At 38.0% G+C, this 16947-nt stretch carries 13 protein-coding genes; 9 read left to right on the top strand and 4 right to left on the bottom strand.

The features are described 5' to 3' along the window. Positions 1–56 precede the first annotated feature (56 nt). The 8 genes from VF500_RS05060 (at position 57) to VF500_RS05025 (ending at position 11106) form a co-directional block, all read left to right on the top strand. Positions 57–1256, top strand: coding sequence for a hypothetical protein (locus VF500_RS05060; protein ID WP_330858632.1), 1200 nt, complete (start codon positions 57–59; stop codon positions 1254–1256). 41 nt (positions 1257–1297) lie between these two features. Then, entirely contained in the window at positions 1298–2770 is a 1473-nt protein-coding gene (locus VF500_RS05055) for a hypothetical protein (protein WP_330858631.1), read from the top strand. Between the two features lie 51 nt (positions 2771–2821). After that, positions 2822–4042 (top strand): signal peptidase I, encoded by a 1221-nt coding sequence (gene lepB, locus VF500_RS05050; RefSeq protein ID WP_330858630.1) that lies wholly within the window; start codon positions 2822–2824, stop codon positions 4040–4042. Positions 4043–4400: 358 nt separating this feature from the next. After that, positions 4401–4844: a hypothetical protein gene (locus VF500_RS05045; protein WP_330858629.1), complete on the top strand. Its 444-nt coding sequence runs from the start codon at positions 4401–4403 to the stop codon at positions 4842–4844. 88 nt (positions 4845–4932) lie between these two features. Continuing rightward, on the top strand, positions 4933–6180 hold the full coding sequence (locus tag VF500_RS05040; protein ID WP_330858628.1) for a 6-bladed beta-propeller: 1248 nt from the start codon (positions 4933–4935) through the stop codon (positions 6178–6180). Between the two features lie 44 nt (positions 6181–6224). Then, complete coding sequence (locus VF500_RS05035; RefSeq protein ID WP_330858627.1) at positions 6225–6875, top strand: hypothetical protein; 651 nt, start codon at positions 6225–6227, stop codon at positions 6873–6875. 69 nt (positions 6876–6944) lie between these two features. Then, a complete protein-coding gene (locus tag VF500_RS05030) occupies positions 6945–9803 on the top strand; it encodes an outer membrane beta-barrel protein (RefSeq protein WP_330858626.1) in 2859 nt (952 codons plus the stop codon). A gap of 55 nt (positions 9804–9858) precedes the next feature. Next, positions 9859–11106 (top strand): 6-bladed beta-propeller, encoded by a 1248-nt coding sequence (locus tag VF500_RS05025; protein ID WP_330858625.1) that lies wholly within the window; start codon positions 9859–9861, stop codon positions 11104–11106. Positions 11107–11892: 786 nt separating this feature from the next. Here VF500_RS05025 and VF500_RS05020 read toward each other — a convergent pair. Both VF500_RS05020 and VF500_RS05015 read right to left on the bottom strand, forming a co-directional pair. Further along, on the bottom strand, positions 11893–12609 hold the full coding sequence (locus VF500_RS05020) for a LytTR family DNA-binding domain-containing protein (protein WP_330858624.1): 717 nt from the start codon (positions 12607–12609) through the stop codon (positions 11893–11895). After that, on the bottom strand, positions 12606–14243 hold the full coding sequence (locus VF500_RS05015; RefSeq protein ID WP_330858623.1) for a sensor histidine kinase: 1638 nt from the start codon (positions 14241–14243) through the stop codon (positions 12606–12608). Before VF500_RS05015 ends, VF500_RS05020 begins: the two co-directional genes overlap by 4 nt. On the opposite strand from VF500_RS05015, the gene VF500_RS05010 reads away from it, so the two are divergent. Continuing rightward, the gene (locus tag VF500_RS05010) at positions 14224–14469 is read left to right on the top strand and encodes a hypothetical protein (protein ID WP_330858622.1); all 246 of its coding nucleotides are present in this window, start codon (positions 14224–14226) and stop codon (positions 14467–14469) included. The two genes, VF500_RS05015 and VF500_RS05010, sit on opposite strands and share 20 nt — an antisense overlap. Positions 14470–15511: 1042 nt before the next feature. On the opposite strand, the gene VF500_RS05005 is transcribed toward VF500_RS05010, so the two are convergent. Continuing rightward, a complete protein-coding gene (locus VF500_RS05005) occupies positions 15512–15919 on the bottom strand; it encodes an energy transducer TonB (protein ID WP_330858621.1) in 408 nt (135 codons plus the stop codon). 270 nt (positions 15920–16189) lie between these two features. Then, the coding region (locus tag VF500_RS05000) for a glycosyl hydrolase family 95 catalytic domain-containing protein (RefSeq protein ID WP_333783634.1) at positions 16190–16947 on the bottom strand (758 nt) is incomplete at its 5' end.

The raw sequence follows: 16947 nt of genomic DNA, 5'->3' as shown, positions 1-16947 counted from the left end.
TTTATCTGCAACTAAGTACAAGCCAACTCTTTATTTCAAAGGTTTAATTAATCAAAATGTACAAAACAATTATAGTCTTGATATCCGGCGCCGTTATTCTTTGCTTTGCCGCTTTTAATAATAAGTTTCCACTACTGACAACCGATACAGGCTTTTTTATAAACTCCGCTTTTAATCGGGATGTTTCAATATATAACACAACATGGTATGGATTATTTATTGCCCACTCAAGCTGGGGGAAGTTGATATGGCTGATTGTTTTTAGCCAGTGTCTGATCCTTTCAATTACCTTGTTCTATGCTTTCCGCTATTTTATAAAAGAACGAAATTATGAGGTTCCTTACCTGGCGTTTTTGTTTTTTACAACATTTTGCATGTCGGCATCGGTTACAAGCAGCACCATTGATCCGGGTGTTTTTGCGAGTATAACCATAGTGTCTACCGGACTCTTATTGTTTGTTAAAAGTCTCTCCCGTCGCGATTTTATAATCATTGCCATCATAGCAGTTATCAGCTCAGGAATGGCCTTGTCTAATCTTTTTACCATGATATTAATAACAGTAATTTATGGTATCAGACTACAGCTTAAAAATAGGTATCGCACATCCGTTGCTATTCAAACAAATATCAAGCGGGTTTTAACCGTGCTATCCCTGGCAGGCACAACTTTCTTGCTGATCTCTGCTGTGCACTTTTGTTCAGGTGGGGATTTTAATATCATTAGTCTTGTGAACGTTCAAGTCCCTGTGAAAGAAAGCGTTGCGGATATGTATCCCAATAAGGGGCCAATTGCGAAAGCAATATCAGAGCCAGGTTCCAACCCCGATAAACAAAAATTAAATTACATTCTTAAGAGTTCGGTTAACGTTGAAATAGCTGGCTATAACAGAACGGTAGAACAATCGGAAACGTTTAAGGCAATTTACCGGTGGTACAACACCGATGTAAGAGAATGCCTTATCACGAGGCAATTCCAGGGCTGGTTAACATTTACATATTTAAACTACGCTCAGATCATATCAGTCCTTGCATGTATTTGCCTTTTTATTATTTCTGTCATTAAAAACAGAAGGTCGAACTATGGCTATTGGCTTTTTTTTATCAGTCAGGCCATTTTGATTCAGATACTTGTTAATGCCCTATTATCCAACCAGTACAATTACAGGTTGGTAAGCCAGGTAATTTGGTTGTTACCTATGCCTGTTTTCTTCTATTTGTCTGGAAATGAATTGATAAAAAAGATCGGGCTTAATTAATTTATAAACGGTGTCGCGCCAATCAAACAATAAAAACCAATATGGAACCATTGTCAGCAAACCTTAAACAAAATACTTCTAAAATCAGGCTTACCCATTTTTTTGCAATTCTATTTTCCGCCTTTATTTTATGTTTTATAGCCATTTATAATTCATATCCATTAACTTTCAATAACGATACAGGCGCATATGTAGAAGCGGGGTTTAACAAAGTGGTTTCTTTTGATCGGCCTATCTTATATGGCTTATTCATTTATTATTCAAGCTTTCAAAAATCGTTGTGGTTGGTTGTGATTACCCAATCATTGATCGTGTCGGTAATTATATATTACTATTTCCGGTATACCGTATATAGCACCAATTTTATTCCTTATTTTATCGGATTTATCGTGGTTATATCTTTTTTTATGGGCGGGTCGTTCGAAGTGAGTTGGTTGATGCCCGATGTTTTTACCCCGGTATCTATTCTATGTGTAGGCTTGCTCATTTTTATAAATGATTTAAAGAAAAGAGACATTTTAATTATTTCGCTATTGGCCATTTTGAGCAATGGGGTACACAATTCTCACATTTATATTTGCCTGTGCCTGAGTTTTTTATTTCTTTCTGGTTTTATTTTCAAGCAGATCAGGCAAATATTTAATTTTTCAGCTATTAAAATAAAAAGGGTGATTTTTGTGCTGCTCCTGTCGGTTTTTAGTAGCCTGATGCTTAGCTCAGTTCACTATCTGTACGGTGGCGGGTTCAGCGGATCCCGTGGGGGCAGTGTTTTTTTGATGAGCAATTTGGTAGAAATGGGGATTATGGATACTTATCTCGCCGAAAATTGCTCACAAAAACATTATAAACTATGTGCTTACAGAGATTCTATTCCCAATAATTTTCTTTGGGCCGAAAACAGCCCGATCAATAAAACAGGCGGCTGGATAAAAAATGAAGCTGAATACTCGGCGATTGTAAAGGATATATTAACCACTCCAAAATATCTTGCAACATTCATTTATCAATCCTGTATCTATACATTTAAACAATTCTTTAATTATGACATGGTCGATATTGCTTTGCCAAGTGAGCGAATTGATAGGGCCGTAGCTAAGTATCAAAAGGAGTATTTAAGTTACCTGCATGCCCGGCAAAGTACCAATCGAATGAGTTTCGGATTGATTAATTTTATACAAAACCTAATTGTTGGGCTATGTCTTTTTATTTACCTGCTTGTTTTTCTTTATAAAAAAATGACACTCAGGTACAGGGTTTTGATTTTTTTCGTCCTAAGCGGGCTATTCATAAACGCCTGGATCTGCAGTACATTCTCCTGTGTTTCTCCCAGGTATCAGACACGTGTTATTTGGCTACTGTTACTTCCCCTCTTTTTGTATGTTTTTGAATATCAAAAAGGTAAAGCGGTGATGAGAAGAATAAAATCGAATTTGCCAGCTTTTAAATTATTAAACAAGGATAAACAGATCCTGATCCTGAAAGTGTTTCCAGTGGCAAAAAGGGACCGGAGTTAATCATAACTATCATTTAGTTATAAATTCAGGGTTAACAGAACTTCATATACTATGACGATAACATGCGCCAAGCACAAAATAGGAAAAAGAGATGTTGTCAAATATTTAAAAAATCATCGGTACAAGTTGTGTCTTATTTCCGTCTGCGTTCTATTTTCATTATCTACAGGTCTGTTGTGGCTTTCTTTGGGCATATTGACATGTGCATCGGCATATTTTATGTTTTTGTCAATAAAAAAAACAAGATTCGGCTATTTTATTTCTTTGCCTGCTAAGCTGTTTGCTATTGTCAGTTTAGCCATCCTTATCCGTTTATTCATTTTTGAGATTTATAATGTCCCGACCGGCTCCATGGAAGACACCCTCTTCCCGGGTGACTATATTATCGTAAGTAAACTAAATTATGGGCCTAAAATGCCACAATCTCCATTTGAGATCCCCTGGATCAATTTGTTATTTTATGCTCGCGGTACAGGGGTAACTAAGAACGATGAACATTGGTGGGCCTATAAACGTTTAAACGGTTTTTCTAAAGTAGCTGCCGGCGATATTGTCATATTTAAGAGCCTCACAGACAGTAAAAAAACTGTGGTTAAGCGGTGTATTGGGCTGCCCGGAAATTACCTGCAGATTTCTAAGGGGGCAATTTTTGTCAATAGTCGCCTTGTTAAAACTGATCCAACGGTCAAAAGCTTATATACTATATGGCCGAATAATTTTGAACTATTTACCCGGTTTGCTGATAGTCTCCATATTACTTATACAGTTAAAACTACAGCTAACAAGCAATATTGCGTCGAATCCACGTTAAATGCCGAAAAAAGAAGGATGGTTGAGCGATTTAGGGGGATAGATTCTGTTGTTTACCTCGTTATAAAAGGGCAGGCCTATCCCGGCAATAAACAAATCGGTTGGTCCCCGGATAACTTTGGTCCGGTGCTGATCCCTTTCAAGGGAATGAAAATTCAGCTTGATCGAAGAAACCTCCTCTTATATCATCAGGTATTCGAGAATGAACTGTCTGCTCGTTATCGCTATGATCGCGATGGTTTCTTTTATCTAAATGAAAAACAGGTCCGCGAGTATACCGTTAAGCAAAACTATTACTTCGTCATGGGAGACAATCGCAATTATTCCTTCGATTCAAGATTCTGGGGATTTGTCCCGGAGGGATATATTATTGGAAAGGAAGTTTTAAAAGTTTTTGCATCATCACCAGCTAAAAGGGAGGCCCCGGCCAAAGACAATACGCTTATCAGGGTAGAGAAATGAGCATCCGGATTGAGCAACACTTTTTTGTTCGAAACACCTCTTTACAAAAGCTGTCATACAAGTTATTGCCTGTGCAAACATTGGTTATTTTCTTCTCCTTCCCTCTGTCAGAATTTTAATATTAAATAAGAGCATAATTATTAACTTTTTCGCCTTCATTGATTTTGAAAGAAGCTACTTGAAAGACCTGTTTTAACGTCTGTATTTCGTTTTTAGATTTGAATTTAGGCTTGTTTTCAACGAAAACAGCGCAAATTCTAAACAGTACGACCATAATTCTTAAAAGAGCCTTAAAGTGTCCAATACTCAAATAATAAGCATGTTAAGTTTATTATCTTTAGAAAAAAACATTCATAATATGAGAGAAAACAAACGCGGAAAAATTGCTTTAGCAGCTAAAGCATTAGGAGGAATCGCATTCCTGTCAGTACTCTTTTTGAACGTAACGGTACTGCGCCACAACGACGGTAAAGCGGCTCATCTGTCCGTTATATCTTTAAAGTCTTATGCAGACAGCGGCAGCGGTAGCAGCAGTAGTGGCAGCGGTAGCAGCAGTAGTGGCAGTGGTAGCAGCAGCAGTGGAAGTGGAAGCGGCAGTAGCAGTAGCAGCAGCAGCAGCAGCAGTGGCGGCGATAGCAACAGGATCTGCGGAATTGACGATTGCGAGATTATAAGGGATATTGGTGTTCCCCCTTATCATGTTAACGTAACTTACAAAGGGCACTACATTCATTGCCAGGTAACAATGGATGCTACTAAGCATTGTACCTCAAGTAATTGCGATTCTAACTGCGATGCTTAATGCACTAATTTGACAAATCGATGCGTATGGAATGAGTACGCATCGAAATCTCTTTAAATCTGTTTATTAATAATATGCCAGCGTGCCAATGAAGTTTCATCTTACCATCCTTGTTTACCTTCTTTTAATATGTTCCTGTACCAGGACTACGACCTCTTATACGGAAGACATCAGTAAATTCACAACAATTCACGCCCCTCAAAAAATTAAGGATCTGCAATTTGTTAAATACTCTGATGTTTTTGACAGTGTAAAAATAATTAAGCTCGAATCAACAAAAAGTTCATTGATTGGACGGATTGATAAGGTATTGTATTATGATAGTAAAATATTTATCCTGGATCAGACCGAACGGAAAGCCGTATTTGAATTTGATGCAAACGGAAAGTTCATCCGACAGTTTGGGAGCGTCGGAAATGGCCCGGGAAAGTATAACGAACCCAACGATATATCGGTCAATAAAAAGGAGCTTGCCATTTGGGTAAGTGATTTAGAAAAATTTGTCATTTATGATTTGGACGGGAGATTTTTAAGAGAAGTTAAAACAGCCAGCTTTGGAAAATCAGGCGCTATGCTTGACGACAATAAGTTTGCAGTCTACCTGGATATTGGAGCTGACGTAGCTTCGGGCGAAAAGTTTAACCTTAAAGTCATTAATGACCAGGGAGAGGTTACACACGTAGCATTTGAAAAAAAAGATAAGGATTTCAGCAAGGGCAGCTTCTTCTTTAGTCAAAATGAAAACCAATTTATAATTTCTCCGGGCTATTCCAATAACATTTATGCGTTAGGCAATAATGCTGTTACAAAGAAGTTTGCTGTTGATTTTGGGCAATATCAGATGCCTGCTGATTTTTCGCAAAAATTCCCTACTGCTATCAAATTTCAGCAAGCATTAAGCCGGTCAAACTATGCTTACCTTTCGAAATATTGGGATACACCCGGTTATCTGGTATTTTCTTTTGTTTATAAGGGGATGCTGTTTGATGCATACTATTCAAAACGAACCAAAGTCCTGAAGTTTGGTAACGCTTGGTTCAATAATGTTCACGGTATTTTATCTGGGGTCAATAAGGGGGCTTACGCCGATAATATCATAGCTATTTATGATCCTGCTCATGTTGATTCCTATCAAAAAACTTACAAAAGCCCTCCTTCAAAAAATCAAATAGATACGTTGGTTTCCGGGGCCAACCGGTTTTTCAGGACGGGTGGTAATGAAGGTAAATTCGTCGCCAGTGATTTTAGTTACAGTAAAGAGGAAATTGACCTCCTGCATTCTATCAAGACCTCTGATAACCCGGTAATTTTAATACAAAAGCTAAAAAAATTTTAAGATAAAAGGCCATCTGGATTATTTCCCGACCAATCTAATATAAAATGAGTAAAAAACTGATCTACCTGGTAATGGCGACATTGATCATATTTAATTTTCTGTTGCTTTCAAAAATTTCCGGTGCAACTGATTCAAAAGAACATGACAATTCAGACAGTATACGCTTGGTCCTCAATAAATATTATCATAGCAGCACGGTTGAAAACGCACAACTCAATAATAATATCAGGCTTGATCCTGACCTGGTATTAACAGATATAGATGGTAAGAATGTAAAACTTAAAAGCTTAGTTGCTTCGGATCTTAAATTAATTGTGAGAAGCAGCGAAGCCGGTTGTAGTGCTTGTATCGAAAATGAACTAAAGACGATTGAAAAATTCGCTAAAGTTATCATTGATACCAATATTATTGTTATAACTACGCATAGCAATGTAAGAAAGCTAACCGTTTTTAAACAAACCAATAACATACCGTTCAAGATGTATATATGCCCGGATTTAGGTATGCCTTTCGAAAAAAAGAGCGAAAAGCCTTTCCTATTCCTGCTTGATACCAATTTAAATGCGCAGAATTTTTTTATCCCGGAAATAACGGAGGCTGAAATTTCCCAGCGTTATTATACTTCCATTTATAAAAGATATTTTAAGGCCTCGTCACAAAGATTATCAGCCAATATCCCTTACTTTAAAAACTAAATTTAGGCATCTGTCATATTGGTCACGTTTTGTGCGGATCAATACGGAATAATCAAGATGCTAACTGATATGACTACCGAGTATGAAACTTGTTTAGGCTGGTATTTGAAAATTTTCACTTTTACTTTGGCTATCGCTCTGGGCACGGTTAAGGTATCGGCGCAAAAAAAAGACAGTGTCAATGTGGGAACGGCCAAAGGCCTGCTCCGCGACAGTACACACAATTATGTTATGCAGGCCACAACTGTTTCGATTTACAAAGTCGAAACCGGAGAACTCGTTAGCTATCAATTATCGGATAATTTTGGTAGATTCTTGTTCAGGCAACTTCCTGTAGATATTCCATTACGTATCATAGCGACGAACATTGGTTATGGCCCTGTAAAAAGAGAATTCAGGATTTCTCAGTCAACCAAAACGTTTGACCTAAAAGCCTTAAATATGGATCGCTTAACGGTTTCGCTCAAAGAAGTGGTTGTTTCCGGGGCTCCTCCTCCTGTACAAATGCGGGGTGACACCCTCGAATTTAATGCGGGGGCATTTAAACTGGATACGAATGCGGTTGTTGAAGATATGTTAAGGAGGCTTCCGGGCGTCACTATCTGGAATGATGGAGTAATAACAGTAAACGGAAAGAAAATTAACAGGCTGTTAGTAGAGGGAAAAGAGTTTTTCGGAGCCGACAATAAAATAGCCCTTCAAAACCTTCCTAAAAATGCCGTAAAAAAAATACAGGTGTATCAGGATAAAAGTGAACCGGACCCGATAGAAACGAAAACCAATATGAATATCGTTCTTAAAAAAGATAAAAAGGATGGGTATTTTGGAAAAGTAAGCGGAGGCATAGGAACAACCGGTCGTTATGACGATAATGGGATGCTAAGTTATTATTCCCCAAAAAACCAGGTAAGTATGGTGGGCGCTCTAAACAATGTCAACAAAACTGCCGACAATACTAATACGCTTGTTAGTTTAAATTCATTTAAGGGGGAGGGAATAAGTAATGATTATCACACTGATTTTACAAAACCCGGAGCTACTGTGTTCAAGGCAGCGGGATTCAGCGGGATTCATGATTTTAGCCACCGCGATGATAATAAACCTGATACTAACCGGCTAAAAGTTAATTATTTCCTCGCCGTGGGCAATAATACCGTAGATCAGAACATTCATACCCAAATACCACTTGAAGATAATGGTTATTTAAATCAAACAACAGTTAACAGTTCTAAATTTAACTACAACGGCCAGGCGTTTAGCGCCAGATATGATAAAGTTTTTGATCACGGTTTACTTAACGCTTCGTATGATTTTCAGCATAATACCTCCAGTATGCTCAACGTTCGCAGTAGTACTTCTATAGGTAACTTAGCAACAGACCAGAGTTACAGTTACGACGAACAGGGTGGTAACAAGGCAACGATCTTTCATGCCGGTAGTATTAAATTTACCAGTCACCGGTATACTGATTTTGGTACCAACAGAAACAGGTCGGTAGAGATGGAATTAAGCTATTTGTTCAGTGTGAACAATACAAATGAAGAGAACAGGCGCATTACCGATTTCAATGCAGCTGACTATAGTCAAGATAAGCACTTTAACAGACGTTATTTGACGGCATCAAACAATATTGATCATCTCATTATCAGTAGTTTTAATAATATTCTGGGAGTGTTGCAAAAAGACCCATACTTGCGCACGGATATTAAAAATACACTATCGTATTCGGAAAGAAATCAAACTGATGCCGTTAGTGATCTTCTTACCGCAGGCTCCCAATATTTACCAAATGCAAATCTTAGTAATCATTTAAATAACCGAATTATAAATTACAGGCCGGGCATAAATCTCTCCAAAGTTATCATCAACGCGCTGGCCAACCGGTTCAGAAAAACCTGGAATTTAAGCATATTTACTGAAGGGCAGTTGTTCCGGCAACAAAATACTGCAGCGCTCCAGATTCAAAATTTGGAGCGAAACTATTTTTATTTTATTCCTTCGGCTATGATAGGATACAGTAACAATCAGCTAGGAAAGTTCAGGAAAACTTACTTTCTGAAATACAACACTACCGTTACCTATCCTACCCTGCAACAGCTTGCCCCCCTGGTTGATGATGCGAATGTTTATTTTCTTAACTATGGAAATATTAAATTAAGGCCGGCCTATATGCATGACCTGTCCTTTAAGTATGAATATAGTACTGTAGAAGCCAAAAATCCTTTACAGGGAGATTTCAACGTCACTGTTGGACAGACAAATGATTTTATCACAGACAGCAGCTATTACGACGCGCTGGGCAGAAGTGTATACTATCCGATAAACGTTTCGGGTGAAAAACATGCTTCTTTAGGTGGATACCTGCAAAAGGCATTTAAGTATAAGGATCATCAGTTCCAGGTTTCGGGAAAGTCAAGGTTCAATTATGCTCAATATCCGTCGAACCTGAATGGGATAAATTACGATACCAAAACGAACTCATGGTTGTTAACTGCTGACCTGATCTACACCTACAAAGGCTTGCTGACCGCGCAAGTTGGTGAAAGCTTTTTGGGGAACAACACTTCCCGTATCGGTATAGCCCAATATAAATACGTTAACTGGAAAACCTATTCGAACATTTCATTTGCGTTGCCCAAAAGTGTATTTTTTAGTACCCGGATGGATTTCAACAAGAACATATCATCAAACAGTAACAATATATACTACACCATTTGGAACATTGATGTGGGATACCGCTTTCTGAAAGGCGCTAATGGTGAGATAAAGCTATCCGGCCTCGATCTGTTTCATCAAAACAGGAATGTGATTAATTACATGAATAACAACAGTATAACGACAGGAACAGTAAACGTTTTACAGCAATATTTTATGGTGACACTTGCCTATTACCCGCGAAAATTCGGCTTATCTAAAGTAGAGCATTAACCAATAATAATTTATAACCCGCTTAAGTACACTAAATAATATGCAATTAAATATCATGATCAGAAAGATAACTATCATAAGCTGCTTTTGGGGCTTATTCGTTATTCCGGTTTTTGCACAACAGGTAATTAAGACAGATACCAGCCACTTTTCTACGATCCGCATCGATCCTGCCAATTCAGCAGGTGGAAATGTTTCTGATATTTTTGAAAAAGTTAATTATATCCCGCTGGAGACCACGCCGGAAAGTTTATTCGGGAGTATAAACCAATTGGAGGTCCTAAACAACTATTATGTTATCCTTGACTACAACACGAATGCGATCTTGATTTTCAATTTAAACGGAAAATTCCATGCTAAAATTAAAGGCCGGTCGAATGCGCATATTTATAAATTTTTGATCAACAGATGGACAAATCAGATAGTTTATACCGCTGATAATTATCAAAATATGACTTATTGCGACCTGGACGGTAAGGTAATCAAAACAGAAAAAGACATTGATCCGAAAGGCACCCCGATTATTTACTTGAATTCTTATTTCATTTCACCCGATCAGTTGATCAGCTATGATCAATACAGGGATCTGGATACTTTGTCCAAATACTATCAACCTTATTCCAGATCTCTGTTAAGGTTTGGTAAAACAGTTCATTCAATCGGTATGCCTTACACGAAGGCGGAGACTAAAATAGATGTGGTCAGCAGTGGTATAGGGCCATTAACCACGTTTGGAAATGACACGGTTTTTTTCTTTGCCAAACCTTACGATTATACACTTTATACGGTAACACCACATGCCATAAAACTAACTTATAAATTTGTATTCCCCCAGCAGTACGCCTTGCCTTCCAATTTTGTTTCCAACCCGGTTTATGACCTCAAAAGGATCGCCTATATACAAAAAAACAAAGATTTGATCTTTTCATTGAATAATTGCTACCAGGTGGGGAATAATCTGCTGTTTGAAGCGAGTACTTATGGGAGCAGTCAGGAAGATAATTTGGTATATAATTTAAAATCAGGTAACCTGATTGCCTACAAACATATTTTGCCGGATGAGGCATCGTGGTTCCTGCCGATATATGATAAGGTCAGTTCAAATTTTGATAATGTGGGCCTTGCTCCCTGTGATGGGACTTTCGTTTACACCAGCTTATCTTCTTTATGCCTGTTCAAAGCTAATGAGGAAAACAAAGATAAAAATGTTAAATTACCTGTAGGATTGGCTATATATTTTACCAAAGGCAGTACAAAAGATAATCCAGTCATTCTTCAGCTAAAACTCAAGGATAGTCTATAAAGTGAATAAATCACTGTACGTTGACTCCAGCATGTCGTTTGAAAAAACTATCATTTCCCAGCAAAACAGAGTCTATTTATAAAACCTGCGGAAATCCTTTTTGTGGGTCTGATTGGAAATTCCGGACTCGTTGACCAATGCGTTCCGGAGAAGAGTTCAGGGCGTTCCGATACACTTTGATCATGCTATCCGCCTGAATTAGATACTTAAATTTAATATTCATTAACACAACCCGTTGCTCAAATGAGCACGGCAGATCATGGTCAAGTATGCCGGAATATCCAATATGGCTACCAAATATGAAACTTGTTTAGGCTGGTATTTGAAAATTTTTACTTTGGCTATTGAAACGGCCTCAACAAAATAATCTGATTAACTGCTAATCCCTTGATTAAGGGAACATAGAAGAGTAACGTAAAAATACGCCTTTTAAAGCAAAAAGGGCCATTTTCGAGCGAAAATGACCCTTTTTATTTCTGTGGTACCAACTGGGATCGAACCAGTGACACAAGGATTTCTAATCTGTAGGTCTTTGGTTCGAATCCAAATGGGGTCACATATTGTATAGCCTATTAGTTTATCTAAGGGGCTTTTTTGTGGCATATATTGTCGTTTTAGACATGTAGTGTGGGTTTTACATTCTGTTAATTGCTATTATAGTTGTAGCGTTGGTTTTACTGACTCAAGGATATGATTACTGAGAAAAGCAGTCAATACGAATCCCAATGACAATATTATAATTATTAGTTTTATTAGGAACATAGGAGCTATTTTATTGTTGTGCTTTTATTTAGAGGATTGGTTAAGGAGCTTTTCAATTTGAATTAGGTAGGACGGGCCGATCGGAATTTCTGTTTCTTTAAGCCATACACTTCTTTTATCAATCTTGGTTATTTTCTCCTTCGCTACGATAAATGAACGGTGAACCCGGATGAATACATTGGCTGGTAGCAACGCTTCCGCTTCCGCCGTAGTGAGGCGGGAAATTAATGGCGGCTTCTCATTTAAATGTAACTTGATATAATTGCCAACGCTTTCGGCATAGCGCAGATCAGCGAGATCTATTTTTATCTGCTCAAAACCACTTTTTATAAATATAACGGGCAAAGCTTCCGAGCCCACTTGCTTACCATTGCCTTTCATTTGTTGAAACTCGTAAGCTTTATTGCAGGATTTCAGGAGGCGGGAGAATGAAAATGGTTTTAACAGGTAATCAATAGCATCCAGTTCGAAACTTTGTACCGCATGTTCACTGTAAGCGGTCGTAAAGACCACCATTGGAGGTTTGGGTAATGAACGGATAAATTCTATTCCAGACAGGCCTGGCATCTTAATATCTAAAAATATTAATTGGATCTCATTTTCCTGGAGGAAACCGATCGCTTCAACCGCTTTAGTGAAACAGGCCACAAGTTGTATAAAGGGAATTTCTTTCAGTAAATTTTTTACAACCTCTAAAGCAAATGGTTCGTCGTCAATAGCTATTGCCTGCAATGCTTTCATGATAGCGTTTTTTGGGGTTCAATGATCAATTCAACAATAAATTCTTTATCTGTTTCTTCACACTTTAGCTCGTGGCGGCCTTCATAAAAGATAACCAGGCGTTCCTTAACATTTTTTAAACCGATACCGGAATGCTTTCTTTCAGGATCGTTTATGTCTGCCGCATGCAAACTGTTCCTCACCCTAAGTACAATACGTATATCATCACAATACAAGTTTATATTTATCCATGATTTTTTATTGATATCAATCCCATGTTTGAAAGCGTTTTCTACAAAAGGAATTAGTAACATCGGTACTATTTCATAAGCGCAGTTATCCACCATGAAATTCTCGCTGATATTAACTTCGTCCGAACTCTGAATTCGCAATTTTTGCAATGCAATATAATTTTGGAGATAACTGATCTCATTACTTAAAGGAATAAAGTCCAGGTGATTGTCGTCAAGCATAAATCGCATCATATCGCCGAGCATTTGTATCGCGTCGGCCGTTCTCCGGGAACCATCTACCAAGGCAGTTGCATATATGGTGTTCAGGATATTAAACAAAAAGTGAGGATTGATCTGTGAACGTAGAAACTGCAAGTCAGCTCTCGATTTCGATAATGCCACTTCAGCTCCTCTTAACTCACTTATTTTATCCTTTCGCTGCCTGTAAAGTATCCACGTAACCGGTGTAATAACAGCAAGTTGAATTATCCAGTTTATAAGCAACATATTAGGCGTTAAGTCCATTCTGTTAAAAAACACAACAAAGGGAATGAGGAAGAGAAAGCTTGAAAATATAAGCCGCCAAATAAATTGAAAAGAAATACCGGGCGTATTTATGTAGCGCGGAAATAGCCAGTAGGTATTAATGAAGTAGCTGTATATAACAGATGGTACAAAAAGAAAATAAACACGATAAAAAATCCAATCGTTGATTATGTAAAAAGCAGATGTTAAATTAGGTATTAATAAAAAAATACATACCGAAGCTCCTAATTGATTGGCTATCAGGATCCGGTAATTCTTTTTTGAACCGGACTTTTCAATATAGTATATCGCAAGTTCTCTGATGCCGGCATATAGACTATAAATGAAGATAAAGACGAAGGCGCGATCAATACCATCCGATAAATCAGCTAATGGATTATCTTTAAGTCCAAATAAAGCAAACAATAAAAATCCCTGGTAATAGTTCCAGAGGGGGTGCGCGTAATAAGTCGCAGCGTTTACACCGAGGGCAAGCAGAAAACTTAGCAACAATAATTGAAATAAAACCAGTGGATAAATAAAAAATGACCTGTAATTTGTTTTCTGCAATTGCGGGATGGAAACAAGGTTGATCCAGAAATAAGTAAGCATTAACAAGATCACAACTCCGGTCCGTGCCAACAAAAGACTGGCAGCATAGTGAAAATGGTGACCAGGATGGGCGCTATTATATTGCTGAAAACCAGTTGTATTAATTGGGGTGAGATCTAAACGCTGTAAAACATAACCTATTATCGCCATCAAACCAAAAAAGGCTATGAGCATCTGTTCATATTTTCTAATTTCAACTTTCATTGTTTTCTTATTTATTACAATGATACAAGGATGAAATCTACGCATTTTGAAAATGTGACGAATGATGAATCCATGGGACAAAGAGCCGAAAATCGATGTAACTTACGACCTGTACATGCGATTTGTTTCTGAGCGTGAAGATAATATCGGTGAAAGGAGTAATAGAAAAAAAACATTATTAAGAAAATATTTCGGCAATCGCCAAGATCTCAGCCTCTTTATTACTGTACAAGGATCAGTGATAGCCTTTAAAGATAAGTCGGAGATTGTTGTTGCTGATCAGAAATTGATTGTTATTCAAAAGTAATTCCCTTACATCAGCCCGTTAAAACACCTATTGATAATACAGATTAAGCGCCATAACTTTATTCGTAAATATATTTTACATCTAAACCATGTCAGTAGAAGCTTTATCGTTAATATGGACCATATTTTGTGCGCTTGTCACAATAGGTCTGCTATCACTTTTTATTTATACTACCTGGCTCTTAATAAAAGCCCTGAAAAAGTATTTAAGAGAGCCTGAAAGATCGAATCCACGCAATTAACAATGTTACTGGCAACATAGTCCTTCGCTCAATATGTTCAATGAAGTTTTGCGCTTCAGAAGCAGCAACGCTAACTTTGCTTAATTCATTATCTCTCACTTCCGTCCCTGGTTACCTTTTAAAGAGGTAAACTGGACAGAACAATATTATTTCGGCACAAACTCAATTTAGGAAACAAGAGATTGCTTACTTTATAGAGGGAATGAAAAGTTTGAATTAAAGTATACAAATAAGGACGGCTATTTCCAAAAGTATGCTGATATGTCAGCGATCTTAATCCTGGAAGCCTCAGTTAGAAAAGGGTATTTAATGGCTAACGCTCTCATCGTTTCCCGGTGATTCACATGGTCATCATCACTTGTTTGTAACACTTCATTGGTAGCATAGGATGCAATATTCTCGATGGTTTGAAGTACAGCGTGATTATATTTATTATTCAAAACATCAAGATTGTACAAAGCGGATGAATGCTTTGTAATCGCTTCGTTAACTTGTTCTTTTAATGTCTGTCGATTCAAGTATATTGGGATCTTAGCTTTTATAGGGGGCAAGATAATTCTTGAATTGGAGCTGATATTCAATTTAGGGTTGCAAATAGTTGTTAACCCAGTTTCCTTTAAAAGGAAAACCTTGCAATAGGCATGAGGCTATAGTAACCTTTTAACATGTCAGGTTGAAACGGTAATTTTTGAAGCTATTTCTCTGTCAATACACTCCAGATAATCAATGTTGCTAATAACAGGAAGATGGTAAAGATGAATACGTTAATAAGGCATCTTACCCATATTGGGATATGCTAATTTATTCGGAGCCTAAAGTAAAGTTTATAGGGAGATAGTAATCTCTATTGATAGGTTTTCCCTTAATCTTGGCAGGTATCCACGCAGGCATCAATCTTACTACCCTCAATGCTTCTGCATCAAACGATTTATAAAGTGGCTTGATCACTTTTAGATTGGTTATCTTTCCGCTCCTGGTTACTACAAAGGATACTATAACTTTGCCTTGAACATCTATTTCAGGTTCCGGCCAATGCAAATTCTTTTTAAGAAACGATGTTAAACTATCCTGTCCTCCGGGAAAATGCGGCATTGATTGGATTGGATCGACTATCGATAACCCAACTTTTGATCTACCTTTAGACTGTGCAAATACACCCGATAGGCCATTTATCAGCATTACTATAAAGAGTAACAGTAGAGGTTTCATTGCAAATAAGGTTTATTAAGCAGCGTACATTAGTAATGCTAAATCAACGATACTAAGGTTATAAATCTCACAAAGGTAAATAACTCTTCAGCTCCAAAAGACTTTCTAATATATTCAATAATTCTATAATCACCCTTGATGACGGATTCGGAAGCCAACGCTATCATATCCGCCCCATGAACAAACCATATCCCCCGGGGCTTTCACCAATCCATTTTTAAAAGTGGGATACAACAGTTCTGTTGTAGATAGTAGTAAGGATGTTACTCCTTATTCATACCCGTTTTTGATGATAGCAGCCGTACCGGGTTTAAAATTCAGCGTTAAAAACCCAGGCTCCGACGAATAGATCTTTACGCCTTTCCGGGTAGTGCTGAACCATGTTTTAAATGGTAACTTCAATTTGGTTTGGCCTCCTTTTTCTGAAAAGATCTTTACTTCGGAAACTTGTCCTCCCGATTTCTTTACGCTTACGAGGAAAGCACCCTCGGCACGTAAATTATCAAATGTCAGTTCCTTCCATTCCGCGGGGATCGCAGGTAATACTTCTATAAACCCGGCGTAGCTTTGTATCAGCATTTCCTGCAGGCCGGATGCAAAGGCAAAATTACCTTCGAGCGTAAACGGGCGGTACTGATACCTGGAATATCCGGATTTGGTTTGATCGCCGTTCAGGTGAAAACTGTTAACAGAACAAAAGGCTTCGGCAAAAATATGAAGGTCCTTTGTCGCCCCCGCACCGTCTTTTGCCCTTGCTTTCATATTGGCAAGCCAGGAATAGGAATAGCCGCACCAATAGGCTGGCCCAACACTATCCAGCAGGTGGATGGAGTTTTTAATAATAGCTTGCGCTTTCGGGCCATCCTCCCATTTGATGAGCCCAAGGGGATGGATACCCATCATGTTGGAAAAATGCCGGTGGGATTGATTGTAGGGCATACCCGGCGCAAACATTAACTCGTTATTGGCCGTAATGGCAAAGTCGCTATACTGCGACCCGATTTTCTTCCAGTGCTGGGCTTCTTTTT

The sequence above is a fragment of the Mucilaginibacter sp. genome (genome assembly GCF_036383575.1).
Classification (GTDB): Bacteria; Bacteroidota; Bacteroidia; order Sphingobacteriales; family Sphingobacteriaceae; genus Mucilaginibacter.
The sequence above is the reverse complement of the archived record's forward strand: the minus strand, read 5'-3'. Positions and strand labels throughout refer to the sequence as shown.